The organism is Photorhabdus khanii NC19 (genome assembly GCF_000517265.1).
In the GTDB taxonomy this organism is placed as follows: domain Bacteria; phylum Pseudomonadota; class Gammaproteobacteria; order Enterobacterales; family Enterobacteriaceae; genus Photorhabdus; species Photorhabdus khanii.
This window is the reverse complement of sequence record NZ_AYSJ01000014.1, coordinates 551,700-571,575: the sequence shown is the minus strand read 5'-3', so window position 1 is coordinate 571,575 and position 19,876 is coordinate 551,700. Positions and strand designations below refer to the sequence as shown.

At 43.4% G+C, this 19,876-nt stretch carries 14 protein-coding genes; 6 read left to right on the top strand and 8 right to left on the bottom strand.

Annotated features, from left to right (window positions below):
* Positions 1 to 576 precede the first annotated feature (576 nt).
* Both guaA and guaB read right to left on the bottom strand, forming a co-directional pair.
* A complete protein-coding gene (gene guaA, locus PTE_RS18025; RefSeq protein ID WP_036849395.1) occupies positions 577 to 2,154 on the bottom strand; it encodes a glutamine-hydrolyzing GMP synthase in 1,578 nt (525 codons plus the stop codon).
* 78 nt (positions 2,155 to 2,232) lie between these two features.
* A complete protein-coding gene (gene guaB / locus PTE_RS18020; RefSeq protein WP_036849605.1) occupies positions 2,233 to 3,699 on the bottom strand; it encodes an IMP dehydrogenase in 1,467 nt (488 codons plus the stop codon).
* 172 nt (positions 3,700 to 3,871) lie between these two features.
* Here guaB and xseA point away from each other — a divergent pair, with 172 nt between their 5' ends.
* On the top strand, positions 3,872 to 5,245 hold the full coding sequence (xseA, locus tag PTE_RS18015) for an exodeoxyribonuclease VII large subunit (protein ID WP_036849393.1): 1,374 nt from the start codon (positions 3,872 to 3,874) through the stop codon (positions 5,243 to 5,245).
* 26 nt (positions 5,246 to 5,271) lie between these two features.
* Here the strand turns inward: xseA and PTE_RS18010 are convergent, their stop codons facing one another.
* The 5 genes from PTE_RS18010 to maeB form a co-directional block, all read right to left on the bottom strand.
* Positions 5,272 to 7,560 carry a TonB-dependent receptor domain-containing protein gene (locus PTE_RS18010; protein WP_036849604.1) on the bottom strand — a complete coding sequence of 763 codons (2,289 nt, stop codon included), beginning with the start codon at positions 7,558 to 7,560 and terminating at the stop codon, positions 5,272 to 5,274.
* 128 nt (positions 7,561 to 7,688) lie between these two features.
* Positions 7,689 to 9,746, bottom strand: a complete 2,058-nt coding sequence (locus PTE_RS18005) for a S9 family peptidase (protein WP_036849603.1) — start codon at positions 9,744 to 9,746, stop codon at positions 7,689 to 7,691.
* 120 nt (positions 9,747 to 9,866) lie between these two features.
* Positions 9,867 to 10,670: an energy transducer TonB gene (locus tag PTE_RS18000; protein WP_036849391.1), complete on the bottom strand. Its 804-nt coding sequence runs from the start codon at positions 10,668 to 10,670 to the stop codon at positions 9,867 to 9,869.
* A 153-nt stretch (positions 10,671 to 10,823) separates the two neighbouring features.
* Positions 10,824 to 11,699 carry a ChaN family lipoprotein gene (locus PTE_RS17995; RefSeq protein ID WP_036849389.1) on the bottom strand — a complete coding sequence of 292 codons (876 nt, stop codon included), beginning with the start codon at positions 11,697 to 11,699 and terminating at the stop codon, positions 10,824 to 10,826.
* A 112-nt stretch (positions 11,700 to 11,811) separates the two neighbouring features.
* Positions 11,812 to 14,091: an NADP-dependent oxaloacetate-decarboxylating malate dehydrogenase gene (gene maeB, locus PTE_RS17990; RefSeq protein WP_036849387.1), complete on the bottom strand. Its 2,280-nt coding sequence runs from the start codon at positions 14,089 to 14,091 to the stop codon at positions 11,812 to 11,814.
* A 576-nt stretch (positions 14,092 to 14,667) separates the two neighbouring features.
* Here maeB and PTE_RS17985 point away from each other — a divergent pair.
* The 5 genes from PTE_RS17985 (at position 14,668) to PTE_RS17965 (ending at position 17,872) form a co-directional block, all read left to right on the top strand.
* Positions 14,668 to 15,303, top strand: coding sequence for a response regulator (locus PTE_RS17985; RefSeq protein ID WP_011146941.1), 636 nt, complete (start codon positions 14,668 to 14,670; stop codon positions 15,301 to 15,303).
* A 194-nt stretch (positions 15,304 to 15,497) separates the two neighbouring features.
* Positions 15,498 to 15,881, top strand: a complete 384-nt coding sequence (locus tag PTE_RS17980; RefSeq protein WP_036849386.1) for an ArsC family reductase — start codon at positions 15,498 to 15,500, stop codon at positions 15,879 to 15,881.
* Between the two features lies 1 nt (position 15,882).
* Positions 15,883 to 17,007 (top strand): succinyl-diaminopimelate desuccinylase, encoded by a 1,125-nt coding sequence (dapE, locus tag PTE_RS17975; RefSeq protein ID WP_036849384.1) that lies wholly within the window; start codon positions 15,883 to 15,885, stop codon positions 17,005 to 17,007.
* Positions 17,007 to 17,696, top strand: a complete 690-nt coding sequence (locus tag PTE_RS17970) for a M15 family metallopeptidase (protein ID WP_036849381.1) — start codon at positions 17,007 to 17,009, stop codon at positions 17,694 to 17,696. The genes dapE and PTE_RS17970 overlap by 1 nt, the downstream gene beginning before the upstream one ends.
* The gene (locus tag PTE_RS17965; RefSeq protein ID WP_036849379.1) at positions 17,684 to 17,872 is read left to right on the top strand and encodes a YpfN family protein; all 189 of its coding nucleotides are present in this window, start codon (positions 17,684 to 17,686) and stop codon (positions 17,870 to 17,872) included. The genes PTE_RS17970 and PTE_RS17965 overlap by 13 nt, the downstream gene beginning before the upstream one ends.
* On the opposite strand, the gene PTE_RS17960 is transcribed toward PTE_RS17965, so the two are convergent.
* Positions 17,823 to 19,874: a tRNA(Met) cytidine acetyltransferase TmcA gene (locus PTE_RS17960; RefSeq protein WP_036849378.1), complete on the bottom strand. Its 2,052-nt coding sequence runs from the start codon at positions 19,872 to 19,874 to the stop codon at positions 17,823 to 17,825. The genes PTE_RS17965 and PTE_RS17960 overlap by 50 nt on opposite strands.
* Positions 19,875 to 19,876: the final 2 nt, after the last annotated feature.

Here is a 19,876-nt window from a genome sequence, read left to right as displayed (position 1 = left end):
ATGCCTCCCTTTCAGCAACATTCTCGGCACTCAACCTTTCTTTTTGATGCGATACGCCATCATAGACTTCTTTGTCCAAGATAGCTGGTTGTTTAATAGCCTCCTTTCTATTTTGAGTATAAAGTTTATCAAGTGATCTTTTTGCGATATGACCTAGGGGCTGCTTATATACAGGATCTTAAGAATTAAGTCTTTCAAAACACGCATCCAATGTTTTGTTTTTACATGATTTTCCTTGTGGTGTTTTGAAAACATTCTGGCATAAATACGCTCGGGCCTTTTCCAGCCAAAAACAGGTTTCCGACCATACCTTTTGGAGACAGTTTTCGATTATCGGCCATAGACAGATCTCGGTATTTTGAGCGGCTTATAGGTTTTGTCCCTAGGTTTCAGAAGCTTGAGCTTAGTTTCCGTCAACATAGCATTTCCCTATAATTTTTTCTCATAACCAGTCACGGTAGAAATAGCTGTATGCAAGTGATTTTCGTTGGATTCTTTCAGACAGAGGAATGTGATCAATTTATTGTTTCAATTAAATTAAAAGGACGTCCTGAGACGTCCTTGGATGCTGTAGTACTATTCCCACTCAATCGTCGCAGGCGGTTTACCGCTGACATCATATACAACTCTTGAAATTCCATTGACTTCATTGATGATCCGGTTAGAAACCCGGCCAAGGAAATCATAAGGTAAATGCGCCCAATGTGCAGTCATGAAATCGACTGTTTCTACTGCACGTAAAGAGACAACCCAGTCATATTTACGGCCATCCCCCATAACACCCACAGAACGAACCGGCAGGAATACAGTAAATGCCTGGCTTACCTTATTGTATAAATCAGCTTTGTGCAGTTCTTCAATAAAGATAGCATCCGCACGACGCAGCAGATCACAGTACTCTTTCTTCACTTCACCCAAGACACGAACCCCCAGACCAGGACCTGGGAATGGATGGCGGTTCAGCATGTCATAAGGCAATCCCAGCTCCAGGCCAATCTTGCGAACTTCATCTTTGAACAACTCTTTCAGAGGTTCCACCAGACCCAGTTTCATCTCTTCCGGCAAACCACCTACGTTATGGTGAGATTTGATGACGTGTGCTTTACCTGTCGCAGAGGCCGCTGATTCAATCACATCCGGGTAAATAGTGCCCTGTGCCAACCATTTAACCTGAGTCTGTTTACTTGCCTCTTGATCAAACACTTCAATAAACACACGGCCAATGGTTTTGCGTTTTTCTTCCGGATCATTGATGCCAGCCAATGCAGTAAGGAAGCGATCTTCTGCAGGAACATGGACGATATTCAGCCCAAATTTACCGGCAAACATTTCCATCACTTGATCGGCTTCATTCAAACGCAGTAAACCGTTATCGACAAATACACAAGTCAAGCGTTTACCAATTGCACGATGCAGTAATAACGCGGTAACAGAGGAATCAACACCACCGGACAACCCCAAAATAACGTGATCATCACCAATCTGTTCACGCAGACGTATAACCGCATCTTCAATAATAGAAGCCGGAGTCCACAGAGCTTCACATTGGCAAATATCCAATACAAAACGTTCCAGTATGCGTTGCCCTTGATGGGTATGGGTGACTTCCGGATGGAACTGTACACCATAAAAACGTTTTTCTTCATTCGCGATAATGGCAAACGGGCAGGTATCAGTGCTGGCAATAGTGATAAAATCCGCCGGGATTGCAGTGACTTTATCACCATGACTCATCCATACATCCAGTAACGGTTTACCCTGCTCATTCAACGAATCCTGGATACCACGAAGCAATGCACTTTCCGCTTTAATTTCAACCTGAGCATAACCAAATTCACGTTCAGTAGAACTTTCTACCTGACCACCGCATTGCATCGACATAGTTTGCATGCCATAGCAGACACCCAGTACAGGAATATTGGCATCAAAAACATATTCAGGTGCACGCGGACTTCCCTGCTCTGTAGTACTTTCCGGGCCACCAGAAAGAATAATACCGCTTGGATTGAATTCGCGGATTTGTTCTTCCGTTACATCCCATGCCCAAAGTTCACAGTAAACTCCGATTTCACGGATCCGGCGAGCAATCAACTGAGTATATTGCGAACCAAAATCAAGGATAAGAATACGGTGCTGATGGATATTTGTTGTCATGTGCGGCGAATTCCAAAAAACAAGTGAATAAGAACAAAGAAGATAGGTGGCTCCTACAGGAGCCACAATAAATATGAATTACAGGCCTAACCGGTAGTTTGGCGACTCTTTGGTGATGGTTACATCGTGAACGTGGCTTTCCTGAATACCCGCACCACTAATGCGAACAAATTCGGCTTTGGTTCTCAATTCATCAATAGTTGCACAGCCAGTCAGCCCCATACAGGAACGCAGGCCTCCCATTTGCTGATGGATAATGTTTTTCAGCAACCCCTTATAGGCAACACGCCCTTCAATGCCTTCCGGTACCAGTTTGTCTGCGGCATTATCAGTTTGGAAATAGCGATCGGAAGAACCTTTAGACATCGCGCCCAGAGAACCCATTCCACGATAAGATTTAAATGAACGCCCCTGGAACAACTCGATTTCTCCTGGGGATTCTTCCGTTCCTGCCAACATGGAACCGACCATGACACAGGAGGCCCCTGCGGCAATCGCTTTTGCAATATCACCGGAGAAACGAATACCACCATCAGCAATAACCGGAATACCTGTGCCTTCCAGCGCTTCAACTGCATCAGAAATAGCGGTAATTTGCGGCACACCGACACCCGTCACAATACGGGTAGTACATATAGAACCAGGGCCAATTCCGACTTTAACCGCATTGACTCCAGCCGCTACCAACGCTTTTGCACCTTCTCCCGTCGCCACGTTACCGCCAATAATCTGTAGATTTGGGTATTTAGCGCGGGTTTCACGAATACGCAGCAATACACCTTCAGAATGACCGTGTGATGAATCAATCAGCAGAACATCAATACCCGCGGCAACCAACGCATCAACGCGCTCTTCATTACCGGCACCCGCACCAACTGCGGCCCCAACGCGTAAACGTCCATGCTTATCCTTACAGGCATTAGGTTTACGTTCCGCTTTCTGGAAATCCTTAACCGTGATCATGCCAAGCAGGTGAAAGTCTTCATCAACCACCAGCGCTTTCTCAACTCGTTTTTCGTGCATTTTCTGCAACACAACATCACGGGCTTCACCTTCTTTTACCGTTACCAGACGCTCTTTGGGTGTCATTACCGCAGTAACCGGCTGATCCAGATCGGTAACGAAACGTACGTCACGACCCGTAATAATACCAACCAACTCATTTCCTTCCGTTACAACAGGATAGCCAGCAAAACCATTACGCTCTGTCAGTGCCTGAACTTCACGCAGCGTTGTCTTAGGAGCCACCGTGACGGGATTTGTCACAACACCACTCTCATGTTTTTTCACCCGGCTAACTTCTTCTGCCTGGCGCTCAATAGACATATTTTTATGAATAAAACCAATTCCGCCTTCCTGAGCCAGCGCAATAGCCAAGCCGGATTCAGTCACGGTATCCATAGCCGCAGACAGCATAGGAACATTCAGACGAATAGTGGAAGTCAGTCGAGTAGATAGATCAGCAGTGTTAGGCAGAACAGAAGAGTGGGCAGGAATTAACAAAACATCGTCAAAGGTTAAAGCTTCTTTTTTAATTCGTAACATAAGCAATATCTCACCAGGCTGCGGACAATTTAAGGAATAAAATATTGCCGCGGCATTATACAGAACGTAATCGGTTGCCTCCAGCATTTTATTAAAAAATTTCTTGCTTACTTCATAACGAACGTTAGTATCGGTGAATTAAACCCTTGTTTTGGAATTTGATCTGGCTCACATGTCACTACCTTCTAACACTGGAATTTTTTCTGTCAGTCGCCTCAATCAGACTGTCCGTCAACTGCTCGAAATGGAAATGGGCAGAATTTGGTTGAGTGCTGAAATATCGAATTTTTCTCAACCCTCCTCCGGCCACTGGTATTTCACCCTGAAAGATGAACGTGCTCAGGTGCGGGCCGCCATGTTTCGCAGTAGTAATCAACGGGTGACATTCAAGCCACAAAATGGTCAGCAGGTTTTAGTTCGCGCGGCAATTACGCTTTATGAACCCAGGGGGGACTATCAGCTTATTGTTGAAAGTATGCAACCCGCCGGTGATGGCCTGTTACAGCAACAGTTTGAATTATTGAAACAGAAACTCAGTGACGAAGGATTATTTGCTCAGAGTCATAAGAAACCCCTTCCCTCTCCGGCTCAACAGCTTGGGGTGATTACATCCGCCAGTGGTGCCGCCCTGCATGATATTCTAAATATTTTGCAACGCCGTGATCCCTCATTGCCAATCGTCATTTATCCAACAGCCGTTCAAGGAACCGAAGCACCACTACAGATTATTCGGGCGATCGAATTAGCTAATGAAAGGCAGGAATGTGATGTATTGATCGTCGGGCGCGGTGGTGGTTCGTTGGAAGATTTATGGAGTTTCAATGATGAACGTGTCGCCAGAGCAATTTTTCACAGTGATATTCCGATAGTCAGTGCAGTAGGCCATGAAACGGATGTTACCATTGCTGATTTCGTGGCAGATTTGCGGGCCTCGACACCATCAGCAGCCGCTGAATTGGTCAGCCGTAATCAGCTCGAATTGTTACGTCAAATCCAGTCACAACAACAGCGATTGGAAATGGTAATGGATTACTTCTTTGCACAGAAACAGCAGGTTTTCAGCCTGTTATCTCACCGTTTACAGCAGCAGCACCCTCATTTACGGTTGGCGCGTCAGCAAAACTTACTGGTCAGTTTACGCCAACGGCTCACTGACAGCTTGCAACGACATTTGCGACAAAGCGATCTGGCTTATGAGAAATTGCAACAACGGCTCTGGTATTCAGAACCCAGTCAGCAGATCCGTCAGTATAGCCAACAGGTTCAGCAACAATATTTTCGGCTAAGACAAACAATCGAACGACAAATCAGCCGTTCCAGAGAAAAATTTGCTGTCTCCTGTTCACGAATGGAAGCCGTCAGCCCACTGGCAACACTGGCCCGTGGTTACAGCATCAGCGAAGCCCCTGATGGAAAATTACTGAAACAAACCAAACAAGTCCATGTTGGTGATACTTTGAGAACCCGGTTACAAGATGGATGGATTGAGAGTGAAGTGATTAAAATTAAGAAAGAACGTAAAAAACGATCAGCAAGTCAGAAATAGTGGCATTCCTTGCCACTTATTTTATATCAGAAACGGATTTCTGCTCCTGCAATATAAGTCCGGCCTCGGGCGGTTTGATCAACTAAAGTTAGCTCATCGATAACTGGAGCAGAACTTAAGCGATTAAGTGCTTCAGAATAGTTTCTGTTTGTCAAGTTTTGTACTGAGAATTTCAGCAACACATTTTTATTTATCCGATAATCACTATAAAGATCGAACACAGTTGGGATTTTTTGCTCTTTTTGCATCAATGTTCGCCCATCAGCATCCTGATTATATGGGTCTCTATCCATCTTATAGGAATCCCCCGTATATTTAACTATTGCCCCGATACTAAGTTTTTCGTCCAATAAGCGGATCCCTGTATCCAAGGTCATAAAATTTTTAGGTAATTCCGAAACAGGATCTGCACCAAAAATCGCGGTAGAAATAGACGTTGGTTGGTGTGTTTTTTGCTGGCTATAAGACAGCTTACTGTAAAATATACCGGCATCATAATCAGCAGAAACTTCATAGCCACGCATTATTACCGGGGTTATGCTATTGCTATAGATATACATATTAAAGTTAACATCAACATATTTCCAATCTTCTTTTGTCAATGTTGAATATTTGCATTTCCTACCGTTTTTGCACAAAGTATATGATTCATTATTGATGTAATTTTTAATTTTAGTGTGATACCAAACAGCTTTCAGACGGAAAATATCTCCTTTCACCAACAGATCAGGACGGAAACTGTTAAAACCGATTTGATAAGTGTCCGATTTTTCCCCTTTCAGGAATGGGTTAATGGATGCACCGCCTTCATTTCCATAGAAAACTTCTTGCACATTTGGCGCTCTCATTGAACGGGTATAACTGACAAAAGGCTCGAATTCAGGAATGATCTCCGCTGACAGCAAAATACCCGGATTAAACCCATTCTCTTTCAAATTCAATTCGGTTTCGCCTTGAGGAAAACAGTTAACTCGTAACTCACAAGCCGGTTTATGGCCTTTTACATTATAATCCATATAGTTAAGATTAATATTAGCTTGGTAAATACCCCGACTAATCTTCAACCCACTATAAATACTGGCAATATCCTGTTTACCTTTTGGTGCGAAAACATTATTCTCTTTTGCATCGTGATCTATTTTTTCATTTGCTTTAGCTTCTTCCTCATTATTACCTTTATTACCTGTGTATTTAGTATCAGTTGTCTTACTATATTCAGTTTTCATCAGTTTGCTACCGAATATCAATTCAAAATCTATATCTCCATAATTGAAACGACTGGTATTACTGATATTAACGGCATTTGATTTGTTTTTAGTTTTACTATTTGACAAGATAAGAAGTGCGTTACTTTCATAGTTCTGATTGCTTTCACTGGAACTAACCAATAATTTCATATCAACCCATTCACTGAATGGTTTATAATTATACTTAAAATAAATATCCTCATTATCAATATGGCGACGGGTAAATTTATTGTGATAAAAACGACTACTCAGTTCCATATCATGAAAATCATTTGGCTTAATATTTAACTTCATTAATTGCGAATTGGGTTTCTGTTTAAAAGATTCATCCGTAGCAAATTCATCACTTAATATTCCATCACCGTTTTTATAATTAGCATCAATAGAATGCCCACTGGCGGCCAACATAGCACCGATTGACCCTTCAGAACTAAAAGCCTGGGTTTTACCAGCAATGGCTATCATTCCGCTACGACCAATGCCATTATCTCCATAGGTCATTTTTGTACGAGTTCCCAGTGTATTGCCACTGAATATCACATCATCAATACCAATTGTACGGAAATTAGCACTGCCCGCTAATGCGTTGACACTATCAGAGCCATCAGATTGGCCTCGGCTAATATCCATCCCCACAATAAAGTTAGGATCAATTAATGTACCGAACTGGTTATTATTACTATTACCATGTATTACGCTGGTAGGCGCTGAACCATAAAAACTTTGGCTAACACCATCAACCATCATATTCACTCGCCCAAAGCCACTTAGTCCGCGAATATTCACACTCACCGTTCCCTGCCCCGGATCTATTTGAGTATAGGTTCCTGGCATACTGCGTAATAGACTATCTATTGACTGAAGTTTAGTATCTTCACCTTTAGAACTGTAAGAACCGGGTTTTTCCATTGCCCGCACTTCAGCATTATCCTGTGAACCTGAAACCTTAAGGCTACTGAATTTCAGCACCTTATCTGATTTCCCCTCTTGCTTTTCCTCACCATACGCAAGTCCTTGAAGCCCAATAAAAACAACGCTGGCCCCTGCTATTTTTGTCATTATTTTCATTTCAATCATCCCAATTGCATACAAATAAATATTTGCTTACATCCCGTTTTCAAAAAAACAATAGAAATATTTAGCACTGATAAATAATTATCAGTGCTTTTAATAGAAACTTATATTTATAATTTCTTTCAGTTATCTTTTAATTGTGGAAAATATTTCTTAGCATCATCCAGCATCAAAATAAAACTGTAATCCAGTGCGGTGTCTTTCAGTCGGTTAAAGCGGCCTGATTTACCGCCATGCCCGGCACTCATATTGGTTTCCAATAATAAAATAGAGTCACCTTTTTTCATATCCCGTAATTTTGCTACCCATTTAGTCGGTTCCCAATATTGAACCTGTGAATCATGAAATCCACTTGTGACTAATAAGTTTGGATAGCGCTGATGCTTTATATTGTCATACGGGCTATATGATTTAATCCGAAGATAATCTTCTTTATTTTCCGGGTTACCCCACTCTTCATATTCTCCTACTGTCAATGGAATAGAAGGATCAAGCATGGTGGTAACCGCATCAACAAATGGCACCTGAGCAACCACACCACGATATAATTCCGGAGCCTGATTAATCACCGTCCCCATCAGCAAACCACCGGCACTGCCTCCCATCGCATAAACCCGTTTGCTGTCACCATATTTCTGAGCAATCAGTGCTTTGGTCACATCAATAAAGTCAGTAAAACTATTCATTTTATTTTCGACTTTACCTTGCAAATACCATTTTTTACCCAATTCACCGCCACCACGCACATGTACCAGCGCGTAAACAAAACCCCGATCTAATAAACTCAATCGTGGTGAACTGAATGAAGGGTCCATACTGATACCATAAGCCCCATAACCATATATCAGGATCGGGTTCTGGCCTTTTTTGAACAGTGACTTACGATAAACTAAAGAAACAGGAACTTCCACGCCATCACGGGCTTTCACCCAAATACGCTGACTCTCATAATGATGTTTATCGAAGCCTTTAACTTCCTGCTGTTTAAGTAATTCCCGCTCACCGGTTTTCATATTCCACTGGAATGTTGAGCTTGGTGTTGTCATGGATGAATAACCATAACGCACAACATCGGTATCAGGTTCAGGGTTGTAATCAATCCATGCCATATAACTTGGATCATCAAACTTAATCTGTTTTTCCTGATCGGTTTCCCAATTAATCTGACGAATTGTCGGCAATCCTTTCGTTCGCTCCTGAACGACCAACCCGTTATTAAACAGTGCAAAATCTTCAAGATCCGTCTCCTGTTGCGGAGCAATCACTGTTTTCCACGGCGTATTTATGGCATCAGTTTGATAAAGCCCATAAGTTGCGCTTTCATGATTTGAGCGAATGTAAAAATGGCCACGGAAATGGTCAATATAATATTCCCGGCCTTCTTGACGGGGAGAAAACACCTGGAGTTCAGCTTGTGGTTTATTCGCGTCAATCAGCAAATATTCAGAAGTCGAATTACTGATTACCGACAACATAATATAATCACGGGAGGAGCTTTTCTCTATATCTAAATAAAAACGCTCATCTTCTTCCTGATATATTTTCTGGTCTTCGGTGGTATCTGTACCATATTGGTGACGAAATACCTGATATGGTAATAAAGTCTGTAAATGCCTGCGCACATAAAACAGTGTATTGCTGTCATTTGCCCAAACAATGTTGCCGGAAGTATTTTCTATTACACCATTATTCCACTGGTTATCAGCGATATTTTTAAAAGAGATCTGATAATTACGACGCCCTTGGGTATCCTCAGCAATTGCAATACGTTTATTATCCAGAGAGATAGCAAAATGACCCAGTTGATAATATTCGTGACCTTTAGCTCTTTCATTACCATCAACCAGAACCTGCCAGTCTGATAAGCCATCAACAGGTTTACGCTGATAAATCGGGAAATCTTTTCCCGCTTCATAGACGGTACGATAAATATACCCATTATAAGTATAAGGTACAGACTGATCATCCTGTTTCATCCTGCCGACCATTTCTTCATATAATGTATCCCGCAATGGCTCTCCGGGTTTCAGCATCTGTTCGGTGTATTTATTTTCGGCTGTCAGATAATCAATGATTTTTTGATCCTGACGATTATCATCCCGCATCCAGTAATAGTCATCTGTACGGGTATCACCGTGAATCGTCATCTGATGTGGTTGTTTCATGGCCTTTGGTGGCATAATTTCTCCTTCTGCGGCGGCAGAATTCAACCAGCCGCTCAATAAAAACGTTAATAACAGCCCTTTAGTTTTCAGGGCAAACCGCGCTTGCTGCCTTAACATACTGCTGTCCTTAAATCGCTAAAAGATTCGATTAGTTAAATTAAAATCAATCGGCAGTTCTATCGTAATTTCACTGCCTTTTAAAACGCTATCAGGAGGAATCGGTAATGGCTGCGCTCTCGCCAGAACTTGCTTCGCTTCCCTGTCCAGAGAATGGGTACCTGAACGACGGACTAAATCGCTGTTAGTGACATAACCTTGCTTATTAATGGTAAATCTGACGGTAGGCCGGCCAGTGCGGTTTCTTCTCTGTGCATCCTCAGGATAACGTTTATAACGGTTCAAATGCCCGATAACCTCAGCCCGCCATAAAGCATCCGCATCAACGACAACATTTGAATCACTGTCATAAGAGGCGGCAACCCGCGAAGTCAAATTAGCCGACGTGGCAGTACTGCTTACCCTGGCTGCACTACTCTGAGACTTTTCACTCTCTTCCTCTGCCTGCTGCCGCTTCACTGGCGGTGTTTTCTTAAACTCTTCCGGGTTCTTTTTCTGTTTTTTAGGCTTATGCACCAGTATTTGAGCCTGCTCATTTTTAATCAGCTCAGGTGTTTTCATCTCATTAACCGCACTTTCCTGTTGCCGGCTGGCAACAGAAATCTGCTGTTCAATACCAATAGGTTGTTTCTGTACTTGATGTGTCGCTTCTGTCAGTAATGAAAATTCCATCATCACGGCTGGAGGTGGCATCAGTTCATCAGGGATTTCTTCTGGCTGATAGATAACCCACACAATCCAAATGAGGTGAGCAGCAATAGCAAAAACAAGCCCTTTTTTGAAATGACTTGTTTGAAAGATGGGGTTTGTCAGCGTCAACATGGATTACAGCGCATAATTTTAATTATCATTTAGTAATGATAATTAATTTCATATGCTAATGAAAATTATTTTTATATATATCGTTAACTTGCGCACATCCATGTGCCAAGGCCCTTTAACTACCGGAAAGAAACCATCATTTACTTAAAATATCTATGGTTTTTTTGCTGGTGTATACCAGATATAGTCTGCATGTTGACTGTCCAATACATTGCCTTTTTCAGCCATAATCAGCACCACCAGATCCTCTTGTGGTGACAGATCCTTAACATGTAAAGGAACACCCATTATTTTCGTTGCATGGTATGCCCCCGCAATCAATGTGGCAGGCGTCGGGGCTTTAAGTAGCTGCTCTGCCATTCGGCGATCCCGCATTTGCTGAATAGTTGTCATAACAGATAATTGGCGTGCTGTTATTTCACCACCATGAGCCTCTTTAATCGTCGCTTCAATCCGCGATTTTACATTTTTGGCGACGGAAATTTCTCCCTGGAGAACCGGTGGGTTGCAGCAAGCAGCTTTAACTTCACTGCGATTCAAGTTTGCAAACAGTAACGGATAAGGCTGCTGCATAAGCTCCATGACCAACCCGCCATACAACTGCCACGGCCAGCCATCGTGCCATGCCAGCAACTCTTTTATGCGGCTTTCACGCACACTAGGTTTAGTTTGCAACCAACTTTTAACTTTATTCACTTTTTCCTGCTGATCAGGGTTAATCATTTCTAGCAAAACCGCACCATGTTCTCTTTTAAGACGAAGTTGCTGAACCAGCCAAAGCTCAATCTGATGATGGTGTAGGTTATCGTGTTTTTCACCCACAATGATCCGCTGATGTGATGCCAATTGGTTGATTAATTCATCAGGAGTAAGAGCGTTGCCTGTTTTAAGATCGACAACCATCCCTTGCTGAGTCAGTTCGGGTGAAAGCACTTGGGGAGTGGGCTTTTGTTGTACAGATGCACACCCGGATAAGATAAGTAAGCCACAGATAATCAGAAAAGATTTTACAAAGGTGAGAAATGTCATAATGTCCGTTATCCATATAATATTTTTCCGCATCATATAGATAATAAGAATTATTTACAATAACCGGGCCCGGCTCCTTCCAGAGAGCCGGGCCCGGTTTAACCCATTGGTATTACAACGGATGAGTCTGCGCTTCAACGGCGGCCAAAGCGACCATATTGACGATACGGCGTACAGAAGCAATTGGCGTCAGAATATGTACCGGTTTTGCAACGCCCATCAGTACCGGGCCAACGGTAACCCCTTCAGAACTGGTGACACGTAGCAGGTTATAACTGATCCGGGCGGATTCCATATTTGGCATAATCAACAGATTTGCCGCCCCCTTAAGTGGGCTATCCGGCATGATGTCACGGCGAATACTTTCAACCAACGCTGCATCACCATGCATTTCACCATCAATTTCAAGTGAAGGTGACATTTTGTTGACCAATTCCAGCGTCCGGCGCATTTTCTGGGCTGAGAGACAATCCGCAGAACCAAAACTTGAATGAGAAAGCAACGCAACTTTTGGTTCAATACCAAAACGGCGAACACTTTCTGCGGCCATGAGCGTAATCTCAGCCAATTGTTCAGGTGTTGGATCATTATTGACATAGGTATCAGCGATAAAAGTATTACCACTTGGCAAGAGTAATGCGTTCATTGCACCCGCAGTATGAACCCCATCACGGAAACCAAAGACATTTTTCACCACATCATAATGTTCACTGTAACTGCCCACAGTGCCACAAATCAGGCCATCAGCCTCCCCACGCAGCACCATAATTGCCCCAATCAAGGTTGGATTACCAATGACTGCACGGCGCGCCTGTTCCGTGGAAACGCCACGACGTTTCATAATCTGGTGATATTCTTGCCAGTATTTTTTGAAGCGTGGATCGTTCTCATTATTGACGACCTCAAAATCTTTACCTGCTTCAATATGCAGCCCCAGTTTCTGGATACGCTTTTCGATAACACTGGGGCGGCCAATCAGGATCGGATAAGCCAATCCAAGAGAGATCAGCTCTTGAGTCGCATGCAATACACGCACTTCTTCCCCTTCAGCCAAAACAATCCGTTTTTCCGCTTTTTTGGCCTGAGAAAAAATAGGTTTCATAAACAAGTTTGTTTTATAGACAAACTCATTCAGTTTCTCTATATACGCACTAAAGTCTTCAATCGGGCGGGTTGCCACGCCGGAATCCATTGCGGCTTTAGCCACTGCCGGGGCAATTTTAACAATCAGACGTGGATCAAATGGCTTGGGAATAATATATTCCGGGCCAAAAAACAGATCCTGATCATTATAAGCAGAAGCCACTTCTTCACTCTGTTCTGCCATCGCCAAATCAGCAATAGCGTGAACACAAGCCAGTTTCATCTCTTCATTGATGGTTGTCGCACCCACATCCAGTGCACCACGGAAAATAAATGGGAAACAGAGAACATTATTAACCTGATTCGGATAATCAGAGCGACCGGTACAAATGATCGCATCAGGGCGAACCTGTTTAGCCAATGGCGGCAGAATTTCTGGCTCAGGGTTTGCCAGCGCCATGATGAGGGGATCTTTCGCCATGGTTTTCACCATGTCCTGAGTCAATACGCCCGGCCCGGAACATCCGAGGAAAACATCCGCACCAGGGATAGCATCACCTAATGTACGGCAGCCATTGTCTTCAATCGCATAGGCTGCTTTAGTTTCTTCCATATTTTCATCGCGGCCACGATAAATAACCCCTTTAGAGTCACATACCACGATATTTTCACGTTTCAATCCAAGCGCAACCAACAAGTTCATACAGGCAATTGATGCAGCACCTGCACCAGAAACCACCAGACGAACGTCTGAAATCTCTTTTTTCATAATTCGCAAGCCATTCAGAACAGCCGCGGTACAAATAATCGCGGTGCCATGCTGGTCATCATGGAATACCGGAATATTCATTTTTTCCCGGAGTTTTTTTTCAATATAAAAACATTCCGGTGCTTTGATATCTTCGAGGTTAATTCCCCCAAAAGTCGGCTCCAGTGCCGCAATAATATCAATTAATTTATCAGGATCAGACTCATCAACTTCGATATCAAATACATCAATACCTGAGAATTTTTTAAACAGTACGCCTTTTCCTTCCATCACTGGCTTACCTGCCAGTGCACCAATATTCCCCAACCCTAAAACCGCAGTACCATTAGAAATCACAGCGACAAGATTGCCACGCGCAGTATATTTGTAAGCCGCTAATGGATCTTCTGCAATTTCCAGACAAGGCGCGGCAACACCTGGTGAATAAGCTAAGGCCAAATCCCGCTGAGTTGTCAGAGGCTTAGTTGGAGTAATCGTGATTTTCCCTGGTTGTGGAAACTGGTGAAAATCCAATGCACTCTGTTTTAATTTTTCATCCATCGTCGGATCCTTTATATACATTATCTGGAGTAAGAGCGGGACCAGTATAATGGGTACTGTGTGCTAAATCATAACATTGACAGCATTTTACCCATAAATTAGCACTTTTTTGCTCACAAAAAACACGACCAAATTTACCTATCAATACCACCGACTGAGTATGGGAACATCAATAAATAAACATTATAATTTATATAATATTATTTGAGTTATAATAACCATGATAATTATAACTAATAAAAACTCTCAATATAAATTCAATTAAAATAAATTTTATAAAAGAAAACAAATCTAATAATTATATTTATAACAAATTGATTTACAATATTATTTTTCACATCAATGTTATATGTTTTTGGTGAAAATTACTCATCTTCTTTTTTTACTTATCAAACTAATTTGCGCTATTTATATTTTTATATCAGGATGTGCTTTCTGGACTTACAGAGCTATCAATTCTGTAAATCAATCGGTTTTGAGTAAATTTTTTCATAGTAATTTAATTTAGGGCAGACCCATTCATTACTGCCTTTTAATCGTGCATTTCGTGGCTTTAATCTTTTAGGGAGAAGGAAAATGTATAACCATTCAGTGATGATAGTTGATGACCACCCTCTCATTCGCCATGGCTTGAAACAGATTGTAGAGCTCGATCGAGCGCTTACCGTAACAGCAGAGGCTGACAATGGTGAAGAAGCAATAAACATTGCATGCAAACTGAAACCTGATGTCATTATGATAGATCTCAATATGAATGGTCTTTCTGGCGTGGATACGATTAAATCTATTCGTAGAAAAGGGATCAACTCTTATGTCCTGGTATTATCTGTTTCAGATGACCGGAATGATGTTTACGCAGCCATTGACGCAGGAGCCAATGGCTATTTACTGAAAGACAGTGACTTAGATTCGCTATTAAGCAGTATTCGTCACGCAGCCCGAGGGCAAACTGTCTTTAGTGAAAAAATATATCAACATCTGGCTAACCGCCATAAACATGTTGATCCTTTATCTGAATTGACCAAGCGTGAATTAGATGTCTTAAAAGAAGTTTCCAGTGGCATGACCAATAAGGAAGTTGCTGATGTCCTCTTTATTTCCGAAGAAACGGTGAAAGTACACATCAGAAACTTGTTAAAAAAACTAAACGTACGTTCCCGCCTGGCTGCAACAATTATGTATCTGCAACACAGGAAAAATGGCGTAGCTTAATGTTTTTCCTGAGCCGCCCTCTTGGGTTTATTGCCGGAGGTCGGCTCTTATCGCTATGATGACAGGCCGATAAGAATTACGTTCCCCCCTTTTGATATCCCAGATAATAAAAATCAGGACATCATCTAGAAAAAACAGGTATTTTCCAGCATTATGTTAAGGTATTTAAATTCTTTTTTAAGGATCTCTTAGTTATGTCGGATAAATCTTCTCAGCCTGTTTTTACTCTCTATGGGATCAAGAATTGTGACACCATGAAGAAAGCCCGTCGTTGGCTGGAAGAGCAGGAAATCGCTTACCTGTTTCATGATTATCGTGTTGATGGATTAGATGCCGTGCTTTTGCAGTCATTTATTGACAAACTTGGCTGGGAACCATTAATTAACACCCGTGGTACAACCTGGCGTAAATTGAGTGATCAACAACGCGCGACAATCAATAATGCTGAAACAGCAAAAGCGTTGATGCTGGAACAACCGGCAATTATCAAACGTCCACTGTTAATTTCTGCAAAAGGTGACTGCCTGCTGGGTTATAAGGCAGATGAATATCAGCAATTTTTTGCTGAGGCACTCTGAAATGACTTGTCCTGTAATTGAACTTGCACAACAACTGATAAAACGCCCCTCTGTCAGCCCGGATGATAAAGGTTGCCAGGATATTATGATCGCCCGTCTGCAAGCCATTGGCTTCACCATTGAACGGATGCCTTTCGGCGACACAAACAATTTCTGGGCCTATCGCGGCACAGGCCCAACGTTAGCTTTTGCCGGACATACTGATGTTGTCCCTGCGGGCGACGAATCTCAATGGGAACAACCCCCTTTTGAGCCGACTATTCGTAATGGCATGTTATATGGCCGGGGCGCGGCAGATATGAAAGGCTCGCTGGCTGCCATGATTGTCGCGGCTGAACGATTTGTTGCCAATTACCCCAACCACAGTGGTCGCCTGGCCTTTCTTATTACCTCAGATGAGGAAGCAAAAGCCACCCATGGCACAGTTAAAGTGGTTGAAGCCTTGATATCCCGTCATGAACGGCTGGATTATTGTCTGATTGGTGAACCGTCCAGTCAGCATCACCTTGGCGATATGGTGAAAAATGGCCGGCGCGGTTCCCTGACGGCTAATCTGACTGTACAGGGTATTCAAGGCCACGTTGCCTATCCGCATTTGGCTGATAACCCAATCCACCGGGCCCTGCCGGCCTTACAAGAGCTGGTCAACACCCAGTGGGATAAAGGAAATGAATTTTTCCCGGCAACCAGTATGCAAATTGCCAATATTCATGCGGGAACCGGCAGTCATAACGTGATCCCAGGGAATTTGCAGGTTCAATTTAATTTCCGTTTCAGTACGGAACTGACCGATAACCAAATCCGTGAACAGGTTGAGACAATCCTGAAAAATCACGATCTGAATTTTACGATTGAGTGGATATTGTCAGGCCAGCCTTTTCTGACTGCCAAAGGCGAGTTAGTTAATGCCGTCGTACAGGCAATAGACCATTATTGCGGCTATAAGCCTGAATTATCTACCAGTGGTGGCACATCAGATGGGCGGTTTATTGCTCAGATGGGCGCTCAGATTATCGAGCTGGGGCCACTCAACGCAACAATTCATAAAGTTAATGAATCCGTCAGTGCCGCAGATCTGCAACAACTCAGCCGGATTTATCAGCGCGTTATGGAGCAACTTATCTAGTGATAACCGCAAATATGTTAACTGGCCTGGCTACCGGGCACTTGATTTCTCTCTCTGGCAATCACCGATTACAACCAGAAGCAGTAAAATCTTTTCTTTCCATGCAGCAAGCAGCAGCAAATGCGGGAATTAATCTGCAACCTGCCAGCACATTCCGTGATTTCCAGCGTCAACAGACTATTTGGAATGGCAAATTCCGTGGCGAACACCCGGTATTGGATGAAAACAGCCAACCAATGGATATCACCCAATTAACAGAAGGAGAACTTTGTCAGGCTATTCTCCGCTGGTCGGCCCTGCCCGGTGCCAGCCGCCATCATTGGGGAACTGACCTGGATATTTATGATCCAACGATGCTGCCGGAAAACCAGAAATTACAGCTGGAACCCTGGGAATATGAAAATGGTGGTTACTTTGAACCGCTAACACATTGGTTGACAGAGAATATGGCCCATTTCGGTTTTTATCGCCCTTTTGTCGGTAAGCGTGATGGTGTCGCTTATGAGCCGTGGCATATCAGTTACCGGCCACTATCCGGGCAATTAGAAAAATTGCTGACTAAACAGATATTACTGGATGCATGGCAACAGCATGATATCGCAGGTATTGACTGGTTATCGGCTAACTTGCCTTATCTATTTGAGAACTACCTCGGTACTGCGCAGGAGATAACCCAATGCAATGGTTAGCTGATTATTGGTGGATTATTTTAGTTTTATTAGTTGGCGTTCTTCTCAATGCCATTAAAGAATTACGCCGCCTGGACGTCAAAAAATTTCTGGATAATAAACCAGAGCTTCCTCCTCACCGGGATTTTAATGACAAGTGGGATGATAAGGACGACTGGCCGCAGAAAAAGCCGTAGTCCATTCTTGCCAATGCCTAGCCAGTTTCTTGTCGAGACTTGCCAACGCCTGTGCGGTTTCTTGCCGCCAGAATAATGTTAATGCCTTATATCCGCTTAACTTCAACGCGGTGACACACTGCTCAATACTCATCTCCTGCTGGAGATGATTTCTCAGTGCGGGCAACGGCGAATCACTGTTCAGTAACAATCGTTGCAAAGCCGGTAATGAAGCAGAAAATGGCCGGTGAGCAAATGCAAAACCGGCAAGCTCCTGCCAATCACTCTGATTCAGATGGAGGTCAATTTGGTCATCAACAGGCAAGCTGAACCCAATCTGTGACTCCAGCCAATATGCATCACGGGCAAATTGTTGTTGTGCCTGAATACAAAGTGCCATCCCCGGTTGACTCAGTGGAAAAATCGCCATTGCGGTATAACAACCGCTACTGGCTTCCAAATGGGTTCCCATACGTACCAGTTGGAAACCACATTTTTGCCATAATGCCCACAGTTCAGCGGTATAACCAAAGCTGACAGAAATAAAATCTATTCCCTGTCCTTCTGCCCTTGCCCGCTGAAACGCGATCATTCCCTGAGCAATACCCTGTCTGCGGTTGTTAGCCTGTACGGCAACCCGGCTAATCCGTTGAGATTTCAGGACTGCCGCCTGAGGTAAACCACTATGGGCCGCTAACGATTGAGCGACCAGATTTCCTCTGGGGCGACGCCTGCCTGCCCAGACTTCATGGGCCAGCTCAGGCGACAATCCACCTTCGTCAACCATCCACAAAGCCCCTGTCAAAGTCTTATCCCCAAGCGCTGCGATAAACTGCATTCCTTTGGCATCAAGTAAACGCCGTAAATCCAAAGGTGAAGTTTTATAATGAGCGCTGGTTAATATGCCATAAAACTGTTTCAGCAATTCAGGCTGTTTAATCCATTGCTGCTGATGATATATATGATAACGGATCGCCTTATCAGAATTGTTTGCCGGGATAGCATCCTCAAACAATAACGCGTTTTCCAGCCAGTTCTCCAGAGGATCATTCTCAGCCCAACGTACAGGTGCTGTCAGATTCAAAATATGACAATCAGGAATTTCAGCACAAAATTTAAGTAGAAATCCCCGCCCTGTACCTTCATATCCCTGCACAGTTGTCGTTAATAATACCCGGGGAAAATAGCTGATCAGCTCAAATAACTGAGGCGTTGGAATAGCTGCGGCTTCGTCGATAAGCAACCAATCAATATCCGACACACGGTTTTGTCTGCAATATTTCAGCAAATTATCTACTGCCCAGAATTGCCCTTTTTCACCCGCATAGCCTCTGATAATTTCAGTGGTTGCTTTTGCCGGTGCCGTCAGCCAGCAATTATTCCCTTGCCATTGTTGCATTAACATGCCTGCAAGCGTCGACTTACCGCGCCCCCTTGGTGCCGTAATGACCCATACCCCCTGATTTGCCCGCAAAAGTTGCGCTAAAATGGCATGCTGGCTAACGGTCGGATTGCCATCAGGCAGTTGCCACTCACTGTATTGCGGAAATTCAGGCAGGTGAAGAAAAGTATTTTGCCGCCATAGCAAAATTTGAGGATCGTTAATAAGTTGCCGCTGAATATGCTGAATAAAGTGCGGAGTTAGGATAGCGCCTGATTGTTCATTCCAACGCATGCTATCCTTATCTGGTTGATAACGCCATTGATCCCACGATGGAACCATCATTACCAACCAACTGCCGGCCTTCAATGTCCCCGCTAATATTGCCAGTGCTTCCGCATTAAAACCTTCGGTAGCATCAAATATTCCGTGCAGATATTCCTGACCTAATAAGCTGACCGCTTTTGCTGGTGGTACCGCTTTCTCTTTACGATAAGAAATCCATAACCAATCACCGGCAAATCTCTGCTGTAATTCATTAGCCTGTTGATAACACCAATCATGATTGCCACTCAACACCAATAAGCGACGCAATCCTTGCCGCTGCATTTCCGCCTGTATCGCACTCAGTTCCGGCAACATAG

Coding starts and splice junctions, on each gene's coding strand:
- guaA (WP_036849395.1), bottom strand. CDS start 2,154: ATGACAACAAATATCCATCAGCACCGTATTCTTATCCTTGATTTTGGT.
- guaB (WP_036849605.1), bottom strand. CDS start 3,699: ATGTTACGAATTAAAAAAGAAGCTTTAACCTTTGACGATGTTTTGTTA.
- xseA (WP_036849393.1), top strand. CDS start 3,872: ATGTCACTACCTTCTAACACTGGAATTTTTTCTGTCAGTCGCCTCAAT.
- PTE_RS18010 (WP_036849604.1), bottom strand. CDS start 7,560: ATGAAAATAATGACAAAAATAGCAGGGGCCAGCGTTGTTTTTATTGGG.
- PTE_RS18005 (WP_036849603.1), bottom strand. CDS start 9,746: ATGCCACCAAAGGCCATGAAACAACCACATCAGATGACGATTCACGGT.
- PTE_RS18000 (WP_036849391.1), bottom strand. CDS start 10,670: ATGTTGACGCTGACAAACCCCATCTTTCAAACAAGTCATTTCAAAAAA.
- PTE_RS17995 (WP_036849389.1), bottom strand. CDS start 11,699: ATGACATTTCTCACCTTTGTAAAATCTTTTCTGATTATCTGTGGCTTA.
- maeB (WP_036849387.1), bottom strand. CDS start 14,091: ATGGATGAAAAATTAAAACAGAGTGCATTGGATTTTCACCAGTTTCCA.
- PTE_RS17985 (WP_011146941.1), top strand. CDS start 14,668: ATGTATAACCATTCAGTGATGATAGTTGATGACCACCCTCTCATTCGC.
- PTE_RS17980 (WP_036849386.1), top strand. CDS start 15,498: ATGTCGGATAAATCTTCTCAGCCTGTTTTTACTCTCTATGGGATCAAG.
- dapE (WP_036849384.1), top strand. CDS start 15,883: ATGACTTGTCCTGTAATTGAACTTGCACAACAACTGATAAAACGCCCC.
- PTE_RS17965 (WP_036849379.1), top strand. CDS start 17,684: ATGCAATGGTTAGCTGATTATTGGTGGATTATTTTAGTTTTATTAGTT.
- PTE_RS17960 (WP_036849378.1), bottom strand. CDS start 19,874: ATGTTGCCGGAACTGAGTGCGATACAGGCGGAAATGCAGCGGCAAGGA.